3 protein-coding genes and 1 pseudogene are annotated in these 2,240 nt (G+C 43.0%); 2 read left to right on the top strand and 2 right to left on the bottom strand.

Annotated elements, in window-relative coordinates; translation table 11 throughout:
* Positions 1-719: pseudogene (locus CAG65_RS04185) on the top strand (hypothetical protein); the annotation flags it as partial.
* Positions 643-942 (top strand): MFS transporter, encoded by a 300-nt coding sequence (locus CAG65_RS22030; RefSeq protein ID WP_202599257.1) that lies wholly within the window; start codon positions 643-645, stop codon positions 940-942. The pseudogene CAG65_RS04185 and the gene CAG65_RS22030, both read left to right, overlap by 77 nt.
* 649 nt (positions 943-1,591) lie before the next feature.
* Here the strand turns inward: CAG65_RS22030 and CAG65_RS04180 are convergent.
* Entirely contained in the window at positions 1,592-1,810 is a 219-nt protein-coding gene (locus tag CAG65_RS04180) for a hypothetical protein (protein WP_161452393.1), read from the bottom strand.
* Positions 1,803-2,003, bottom strand: a complete 201-nt coding sequence (locus CAG65_RS04175) for a hypothetical protein (protein ID WP_161452391.1) — start codon at positions 2,001-2,003, stop codon at positions 1,803-1,805. Before CAG65_RS04175 ends, CAG65_RS04180 begins: the two co-directional genes overlap by 8 nt.
* Positions 2,004-2,240 lie beyond the last annotated feature (237 nt).

Below are 2,240 nucleotides of genomic sequence, written 5' to 3'. Positions count from 1 at the left end.
CCATCGCAACAGGTATCCATGTGATCTCTATGACACTGTTACTACTGTGTACACACTATGGTGCACCAAATTGGACGCTATTCATTTTGGCGGTTTTTTCAGGTTGTATGCCAAGTATGCCAGCCATGGTACGTGCTCGCTGGACTGAAATACACCGAGGCACCCCTCAGTTGCATACCGCCTACGCCTTTGAGTCTGTTCTGGATGAAGTCTGTTTCATTATCGGTCCACCGATCTCTGTCGGCCTTAGCATCGCAATGATTCCTGAGGCTGGCCCATTGATGTCCGCAGTTTTCTTGACGACAGGGGTCTTACTGTTTGTGATGCAAAAAAGCACCGAGCCGCCAATTTATGACACACCTGAGTTTGCAGGCGATTCTGCAATGAAATCTTTACCGATGAAAATAATGGTCCTCGCTTTAATAGCACTTGGTATCATCGTTGGCACCATTGATGTGATCAGCGTGGCCTTTGCCAAGCAGCAGGGAGAACCAGTTGCAGCAAGTATTGTGTTGTCCGTTTATGCTGTTGGTTCCTGCTTAGCTGGATTGGCCTTCGGGGCCTTTAAGTTCAAGTCTCCGATGCGGAAACAACTCCTGACCGCCGCGTTTGCTACTACCGCTGTTTTATGTATACAACATTGTGACGTTAACCGCATCCGTGTTTGCCGCTGGCATCTTCTTTGCGCCAACCATGATCATTGTAATGGGATTGGTTGAAAGTATCGTTCCAGAATCCAAACTGACGGAAGGTTTAACCTGGATGCTTACGGGATTGGGAATTGGCGTCGCAATGGGTGCAGCCGTCGCGGGTTGGGTCATTGACGAGTTTGGCTTGCAAGCCGCATTTATCGTGACAATTGCCTCAGGCATGACGGTCTTACTGGTTTCCATTGCCTGCTATCGTTTACTTCAAACCAGAATAGAGTTGGAAAAGGCGTAAAAGAAAGGGAGATAACCATGTCTCTTGAACGTAACAATTTGCAGTCAAGAGACATGTTTTTTCGATTATTGTGTCAACACTTTACGCACATAAATTGGCTGCAGTGGGCTGATGTCAAACCCACACGACCGCCTTGCTAAGAAGTGAACAACGCTCACCCCAATTTTAAATTGGACCAAAGCAACACAAAATGGATTCAAACCATAAATGCCATGCATTTTAAATACCTTGTTATATGAAACGTGAGACTAGTGGCAATGCACTGTGCCTGTACTATTGTCCTTGTGACAGCACTGCCCTTGTGGTGAGCTCTTGCGACAACCGCCACCATGCGCCATCACGGTACTACTCACAAATAATGTAGCCAGCAATATAATCAATACTCTCATCCATTTGTTCCTTCTAGTTTGTTAAACCTAGTAAACTCAGACCTGTACTCATACAGACACTGAAAGTTTAGTAAACGAAATTATGAACATATGCATCAAAAGTCACATTTATTATAATTTTGTTAGTTATACTCAAAGGACATATAACCCGCGTTAAGGGGGTGAGCAACGCTGCCACTGAGCTTCAACGATTGTGCCATAAACACTAAATCTGAAGCAAAACGGAAATGCCACGCGTTGGGGATCACACTTAAGTTGTACTAATTACCAAAGCCGTTTTTAAAATACATTTCAAAAGCAAAATGATAGGCTTCCTCGTGTGAAAAACCATGAGCTAAGGCATAGCCTGCCATTACAGATTTCCAGCAATAGTTGTCATTTGGCTCAAATCCGCCTCTCTTTTTCTCTACGTTTTCAACGAAAGATATTTCTAAAACACGAAACTTATCTTGGTTTGCCAATTCTAGTTCTTTAGTCATCGAATACTAAGCCTTTGTCCATCAAGTCCATAGCAAACATGTAAGCTTTCCCTTGCTTATAGCCGTGCCCCATTGCATAACCAGCAGCCATAGAAAAAGTGCTTAATACAGCTCTTGGATACCAAGATCCTTTTTGATCCAATACTTCTTTTACAAACTTCTCTTCCATTTCAGCAAAACTTATAAGTGTCATTTATTCTCTCTAATATCTTTCTATTTTGAATTTGACGCATGGAGATATAACGCCGCGTTAAGTAGTGAGCACACTACCATCTAACCGGAACCATTGCACAGTAATAACCAAGTCAAACGCAGAAATGGAAGTGCCACGCGTTGGGAATCACTCTTAAATGCTTTGTTAGCTTAATTTCTTACATTTAACTAAATCTATTTGATATTTTTTTGCTTCCGGTGGTACTCTTCAGCCTGA

Origin of the sequence: Vibrio sp. V39_P1S14PM300, assembly GCF_009904765.1 — a bacterium.
In the GTDB taxonomy this organism is placed as follows: domain Bacteria; phylum Pseudomonadota; class Gammaproteobacteria; order Enterobacterales; family Vibrionaceae; genus Vibrio; species Vibrio proteolyticus.
Note: the sequence above shows the minus strand (reverse complement) of the source record. Positions and strands in the feature narration are given on the sequence as shown.